Origin of the sequence: Methylobrevis pamukkalensis (genome assembly GCF_001720135.1) — a bacterium.
Taxonomy (GTDB): Bacteria; Pseudomonadota; Alphaproteobacteria; order Rhizobiales; family Pleomorphomonadaceae; genus Methylobrevis; species Methylobrevis pamukkalensis.
Genome location: NZ_MCRJ01000176.1, coordinates 1 through 5,520, shown reverse-complemented (window position 1 = coordinate 5,520; position 5,520 = coordinate 1). Strand labels below are relative to the sequence as shown.

Annotated in this window: 9 protein-coding genes and 1 pseudogene; 8 read left to right on the top strand and 2 right to left on the bottom strand. The window is 67.4% G+C overall.

Translation table 11 applies throughout. The features are described from left to right. Nucleotides 1–17 precede the first annotated feature (17 nt). The 8 genes and pseudogenes from A6302_RS19125 to A6302_RS19095 all read left to right on the top strand — a co-directional run bounded on the left by A6302_RS19125 (nt 18) and on the right by A6302_RS19095 (nt 4,398). Nucleotides 18–599 (top strand): hypothetical protein, encoded by a 582-nt coding sequence (locus A6302_RS19125; RefSeq protein ID WP_141703964.1) that lies wholly within the window; start codon nt 18–20, stop codon nt 597–599. Next, nucleotides 596–796 (top strand): hypothetical protein, encoded by a 201-nt coding sequence (locus A6302_RS19120; RefSeq protein ID WP_069308362.1) that lies wholly within the window; start codon nt 596–598, stop codon nt 794–796. The genes A6302_RS19125 and A6302_RS19120 overlap by 4 nt, the downstream gene beginning before the upstream one ends. After that, nucleotides 789–1,169 (top strand): DUF6362 family protein, encoded by a 381-nt coding sequence (locus A6302_RS19115; protein WP_069308361.1) that lies wholly within the window; start codon nt 789–791, stop codon nt 1,167–1,169. Before A6302_RS19120 ends, A6302_RS19115 begins: the two co-directional genes overlap by 8 nt. Before the next feature lie 415 nt (nt 1,170–1,584). Further along, nucleotides 1,585–2,169 (top strand): ParB/Srx family N-terminal domain-containing protein, encoded by a 585-nt coding sequence (locus tag A6302_RS24905; protein ID WP_245294158.1) that lies wholly within the window; start codon nt 1,585–1,587, stop codon nt 2,167–2,169. Further along, entirely contained in the window at nt 2,169–2,960 is a 792-nt protein-coding gene (locus A6302_RS24900) for a DNA-methyltransferase (protein WP_245294157.1), read from the top strand. The genes A6302_RS24905 and A6302_RS24900 overlap by 1 nt, the downstream gene beginning before the upstream one ends. Further along, nucleotides 2,884–3,471, top strand: a pseudogene (locus A6302_RS23720) (DNA cytosine methyltransferase); the annotation flags it as partial. The gene A6302_RS24900 and the pseudogene A6302_RS23720, both read left to right, overlap by 77 nt. 202 nt (nt 3,472–3,673) lie before the next feature. Continuing rightward, nucleotides 3,674–4,156 carry a hypothetical protein gene (locus A6302_RS23715; RefSeq protein ID WP_069308359.1) on the top strand — a complete coding sequence of 161 codons (483 nt, stop codon included), beginning with the start codon at nt 3,674–3,676 and terminating at the stop codon, nt 4,154–4,156. Continuing rightward, the gene (locus A6302_RS19095; RefSeq protein WP_069308358.1) at nt 4,153–4,398 is read left to right on the top strand and encodes a DUF7220 family protein; all 246 of its coding nucleotides are present in this window, start codon (nt 4,153–4,155) and stop codon (nt 4,396–4,398) included. Before A6302_RS23715 ends, A6302_RS19095 begins: the two co-directional genes overlap by 4 nt. An 11-nt stretch (nt 4,399–4,409) precedes the next feature. Here A6302_RS19095 and A6302_RS19090 read toward each other — a convergent pair whose 3' ends face one another. Both A6302_RS19090 and A6302_RS19085 read right to left on the bottom strand, forming a co-directional pair. Next, the gene (locus A6302_RS19090) at nt 4,410–5,264 is read right to left on the bottom strand and encodes a hypothetical protein (protein WP_245294156.1); all 855 of its coding nucleotides are present in this window, start codon (nt 5,262–5,264) and stop codon (nt 4,410–4,412) included. A gap of 19 nt (nt 5,265–5,283) precedes the next feature. Next, a partial coding sequence (locus tag A6302_RS19085) for a DUF3489 domain-containing protein (protein WP_141703960.1) occupies nt 5,284–5,520 on the bottom strand: 237 nt, incomplete at its 5' end.

The window sequence follows — 5,520 nt, the reverse complement described above, 5'->3', positions numbered from 1 at the left end:
AGCAAAGGAGACCCATCATGGCTCAGCCGACTCTGATCCCGAATTGCGACGGCGCAAGGTTTGAATCGCTGCCGCTCGACACGACCCGCCACCGCGTGGAGCAGACTTACGCGGCCCCACAGGGGCCACGGTTCTGCACCACCCTCGCGCTCGATCTCGGCACTTCGACCGGCTGGGCGATCCGCGGCCATGACGGTCTGATCACCAGTGGCACCGTCTCGCTGCGCCCGGGCCGCTTCGATGGCGGCGGCATGCGCTACCTGCGCTTCACCAACTGGCTGACCGAAGTCGACCGGCTCTCCGGTCCTGTCGCCGCCATCTGGTTCGAGGAGGTCCGCCGCCACGCAGGCACCGACGCGAGCCACATCTACGGCGGGCTCATGGCCACGCTGACCGCATGGGCCGAGCTGCGGGGCGTGCCCTACGAGGGCGTCCCGGTCGGCACGATCAAGCGTCATGCCGCAGGCAAGGGCAACGCCGACAAGGCCGCCATGGTCGCCGCCGTCCGCGCCCGCGGCTTCAGCCCGGCCGACGACAACGAGGCCGACGCCATCGCCATCCTTCTCTGGGCGATCGAGACGAAGGGAGGTGTCGCATGAGATGGCATCCCCACGGCTACGGCGGTCGGCGCCGGGATCCCGAGCAGGTCAAGCGCGAGGGTTGGCACGAACAGGGCGTCCTCGCGGTCTCCGCCGATGACGACCGCCTCACCTGGCCCGAGCGTGAACTGGTCCGCCAGCTCGGCGAGAAGCTCTACGGCCCGCGCCCTGCCGACAGGGAGTCGCGCCATGGCTGATCGCGAATGGACCGCCGACTGCGTCGCCGATCATTTCGAGGAGGCGTTCCGCACCCTGCGCAAGCTGCCGCCCGTGAAGGCGAAGGGCTACTTCAACACTTGGCCCGACATCGTGCGGACCAGCCGCGAGATCGCGGCGATGGAGCCGCAGCCGATGCGGGTCTGGCCCTCGGCCGCCGCGATCACCCGGCTCGAGCAAACCTTCGACTGGGTGCTCTGGATCGAGGAAGCGGAGCGCAAGCTGGTCTGGTCGCGCGCGGCCCGGGTGCCGTGGAAGCAGATCAGCGGCGAGCTGGGGTGCGACCGCACGACCGCCTGGCGTCGCTGGCAGCTGGCGCTGACCAAGATCGCTGCGCGCCTGAATGCGCAGTGACTCCAATGTGTTGCAACACTTTTTCCTTCGACATCTGCAACATGATCGTGCTATTCCGAAGGCAAGATGGGGAGAGTGCGTTGGAAAGCCCGCTCTCCCCTTTGCGTTGCAGGGGCCTGCTGGACCCCGGTATCGAGCGAGGGTCCGGCCGGGGTCCAGCCCGAGGCAGTTTCCGGTTCCTTCCTGGCGACATTCGTATGCTGGCGGGCGAAGCGCGGGACATCGCCAGCGACAGGGCCGGATTTTTGGGAAGCCACCCGGAAGCCTGAGCCACTCGCGCGCTGCGCAAACACCAATGAACGCTGGCCTTTCGATCGGACACCGCTGGTAGCCGCTGGACCCCGTGTGGAGTCCGGCACGGCATCCGGAGTCCGGAAGCCATCGGCATCCAGCCGACCGAGGAACCTTTCCTGTCATGACGCTGAGCTTCGCCCCTGACGCGATCGAGATGTGGCCGCTGTCGCGCCTCCAGCCCTACGCGAGGAACGCGAAGGCGCACGGCGCGGACCAGGTCGCGAAGATCGCGGCCAGCATGGCGGAGTTCGGCTGGACCGTGCCCTGCCTCGTCGCCGACGACGGCGAACTGATCGCCGGGCACGGGCGCGTGCTGGCGGCGACGCAACTCGGGCTGACGGAAGCGCCGGTGATCGTGCTCGGGCATCTAACCGAGGCGCAGCGGCGGGCGTACCGCATCGCGGACAACAAGCTGACCGAGCTCGGCACATGGGACGAGGCGCTGCTGTCGGCCGAACTGAACGATCTGCTGGCCGAGGATTTCGACCTGTCGCTGGTCGGTTTCTCCGACGGCGAGCTCGACAAGCTGCTGGCCTTCGTGCCGGAAGAGGACGGTGAAGACGGTGGCGCCGGGGGCTCCGTGCCGCCGGTGACCATCCCGGAACCACCGCGCAACCCGGCCTCGCGTACCGGCGATCTGTGGATCCTCGGCGATCACCGGCTGCTCTGCGGCGACAGCACCAGCGCAGCGACGTGCGCCGTCTGATGAACGGAGAGCGCGCGGTGCTGTTCGCGACCGACCCGCCTTATCTCGTCGATTACGACGGCTCGAACCACCCGACGCGCAACAAGGACTGGTCGCAGTCCTACGGCGTAACCTGGGACGACAGCAGCCAAGGGGCCGAACTCTACGACGGCTTCATCGCGGCCGCCGTGGCGGAGGCCATCGCCGAGAACGCGGCCTGGTACTGCTGGCACGCCTCGCGCCGCCAGGCGATGCTGGAGGCGTGCTGGGAAAAGGCAGGCGCCTTCGTGCACCAGCAGATCATCTGGGTGAAGGACCGCGGGGTTCTGACCCGCTCCCATTACCTCTGGAAACACGAGCCCTGCTTCATGGGCTGGCGCCGCCCGAACCGTCCGCCGAAGGTGGCCGAGCAGACGCTGCCATCGACCTGGGAGATGCCGTCCTTCGCCAAGGACGAGCGCCCTGATCACCCGACCCCGAAACCGCTGGACGCGTTCGGGATCCCGATGCGCCAGCATGTGGCGCGGGGCGGCCTCTGCTACGAGCCCTTCTCGGGCTCCGGCTCGCAGATCATGGCGGGCGAGGCCAACGGCCGCCGCGTCTTCGCGATGGAAATCAGTCCGGCCTATGTCGATGTCGCCGTGGAACGTTGGCAGGCCGAGACCGGCCGCGACGCGATCCTTGACGGCGACGGTCGGACCTTCGCGCAGGTGAGGACCGAGCGGCTGGGCGACGATGTCGAGGCCCGGGCCGATACGCCGGACCCGGACGCCGCCCCCGAACCCGCGCGAAAGCGCCAGACCGCCGCGTGACATGCATGACCTGGCTTTACCTTCCTCCGGACGCGCTTCCGGGGCCGGAGACGCATGCCTCTTCGGCCTCTCCCTCTGCTCCGGCGCGGGCGGTCTCGACCTCGGGCTCGCCATCGCCATCCCCGGATATCGTGCTGTGGGCCATGTCGAACGGGAAACCTACGCCGCAGCCACTCTCGTGGCGCGGATGGAAGACGCGTCCCTGGATCAGGCTGTTGTCTGGGACGATGTTGCCACCTTCGACGGCCACCCTTGGCGTGGCGCGGTGGACATCGTCACTGCGGGCTATCCGTGCCAGCCGTTCTCCGTCGCGGGCAAGCGCCGGGGTGCGGACGACCCACGCCACCTCTGGCCGCATGTCGCCCGCATCATCAGCGAGGTCGAGCCGCCCTTCGTCTTCCTCGAAAATGTCGCCCATCATCTCCGCCTCGGCTTCCCCGAAGTCGCCGCAGGAATGGTCGGCATGGGCTACAAACTTGCGGCAGGTCTCTTCACGGCGGCGGAGGTCGGCGCGCCCCACAAACGCGAACGGCTCTTCATCCTCGCTGTCCGCGAGAGCGACGAGCTGGCCGACCCCGCGCGCCTGCTCTGGCACCCGGTCGAGTGGCGGGAACCGGACGGAGCTGCTGCGGCTCTGGCCGACACCGAGGGCCAGCGCCAACGAGAACCGGCAGACGAAGCCGACGCCATCGCAGGCTGCGGGCCAGCACGGCATGAACCTCGCGACGACAGCCGCGATGTGGCCGACGCCGCAGACCGACAGCTTTCGCAGCCGGGGCGGAGATCGGAAGCACGAGAAGGGTCTGGACGGCATGGCGCGGGACTGGCCGACGCCGATGGCAACCGACGGGAACAAACCGAGCGCGGGCAATCGCAAGACAGCCGATCTGACCCATGCCAGTCAGATGTGGATGACGCCGACGGCGCGGGATCACAAGGACGGGGCGACGACGCTGGCGAACACACCGGTGAACGGTCTGCTTGGCCGCCAGGTCCTGGTGACGCCGATGGCTGGGAGCGATACCTCCGAGCCGCGCCGGACCTTGAACCCGCTGTTCGTCGAGGCGCTGATGGGCTGGCCCACCGGGTGGACCGGCTTCGGCTCTGTGGCAACGGTGTGGTCCCCTTGGTTGCAGCGCACGCGCTGCGAACTTTGGCAGCTGAGTTGCTGGCCGATGGATGAGGCTGCGGCATGAAGCAATCCCGCCTCATGTCGCTGGTCGAGTCCGTCGCCAACGTGGTCGTCGGCTACGGCGTCGCCGTCGTCACGCAGATCCTGATCTTCCCGGTCTTCGGGCTGCACACGACGCTGGCGCAAAACCTGAAGATGGGTGCAGTGTTCACCGTGGTGAGCATCGCGCGGTCCTACGTCCTGCGGCGGCTGTTCGAGGCAATACGGGTGCGAAAGCTCCGAACATCGAGCGCGCGGCCGCGATGATGAACGACGCGTCAGTCCATTCGCAGCGGCCCGAACATGCCGGACTCCACCATCGCCGCGTAAACGCGCTTCATCGCCATCGCCGTCTCCTGATTGACGAACAGCGATGAGCGCGACCCATGGGGATCACCGAGCAGGTAGGGACGCATCGTATCCCACCGCTCGCCGACTTCAGCGCGGTGCCACATTCGCATCTCTTGCTGGATCATCAGCGGCACGGCGAGCTTCTTGGGCACCATGTGGCGCTCGGGAAATGCTTCGTGCCAGTCGCAGCGGACGAGGATCGGCGTGGTACCCGAATTGTAGAAGGGAACGTCCAGCCGCTCGGCGATAATCGTGGCGCAGGGATGTGGCTCCATCGCTTCGACAGACTCGATGATCTTTGAGCCATCTCCGTAGGGGCACGACACGAACGCGTGTGCGAAATAGATCGTGTGGTCCAGACCCTGATACCCGCAACGATCGCTGGGGTCCGTCACCGGCATCTGCGGATTGTCCTGCGGCACCAAGGGGTGCCATGTCGGATACCCGCGCACGACCGGACCATGCGTGTCGATCAGGTCCTGCAGCGCGCCGTCCGCCTTCTCTCGCTGGTCGGCATCGACCCCGGGCGACAGGACCAAGATCCGTCGCGCCCGCTCGTAGCCGTCCTGTGCCGCCTCGTCTGCTCGAAATGCCATAGGTGTCTGCCTTTCATCCGGGTTCGCACGGAAGATAGGTTCTTTGCATGAAAATGCAATATCGTGCGTGAAGTGCGATTTTCGCGCGAGGACCGCGACAGTCGCGCGTGAAACCGGCTGTTTCACGTTGGCCGGAGGCGCCGCTAAACCAAGAAGCCGCCGCCCCGGAGGGACGGCGTCCATCAACTTGTCGGGGTCCGGTGCGTCAGGCGGCGGGGAGTTTGTACACGCGCCCCCGGTTCTCGACCTTCTCCGAGGTCACCTCGAGCCCGAGTTTCTTCTTCAGCGCCCCTGCCACCGCGCCGCGCACCGTGTGCGACTGCCAGCCCGTCGCGGCCATGATCTCCTCGATGGTCGCTCCATCCGGCGCGCGCAGCATGGCGATCAGCGTGGCCTGCTTGGTGCCCTCGCGCGGCGTCCGCGTCTTGGGCGCGGCCTCGGT